This window comes from Oleiphilus sp. HI0117 (assembly GCF_001635235.1).
The window spans coordinates 1-435 of sequence record NZ_LWGA01000444.1; the positions used below are offsets into that span (position 1 = coordinate 1).

A 435-nucleotide genomic window follows, 5' to 3' on the forward strand; every position below is an offset into this window, starting at 1 on the left:
CCCTGAATCGGAAGAAGTAATAAAGAATACCAATACAAGGAGAATAGCGATCATCGATAGAAGCTGACTCATGGGCAGCTCATCGAACATCTGAAACATGGCAAGCGGGACATCCGTTAGACCATTTGCTCCAAGCTCACCGACACCGTTCACAACTTGATCGATGGCAATACCACCATAGACCGACATCCATATTACAGTCACTGCGGTTGGCACGAGTAGCACGGCACAGAGGAATTCGCGGATAGTTCTGCCTTTAGATATACGCGCAATAAACATTCCGACAAAAGGCGACCATGATATCCACCAGGCCCAATAGAACACCGTCCAACCTTGAAACCAGGCTTCGTCATCTCGATTGTGCGGATTACTAAGCGGTATTATATTCTCAAGGTACGCACCAATCGTAGTGGGAACATTCCCCAGCGCTACAGC

Annotated in this window: 1 protein-coding gene; it reads right to left on the reverse strand. The window is 48.0% G+C overall.

Annotation, left to right across the window (positions count from 1 at the left end):
* On the reverse strand, window positions 1-435 hold a 435-nt coding region (locus tag A3757_RS05155; RefSeq protein WP_197469811.1), incomplete at both ends, for a BCCT family transporter.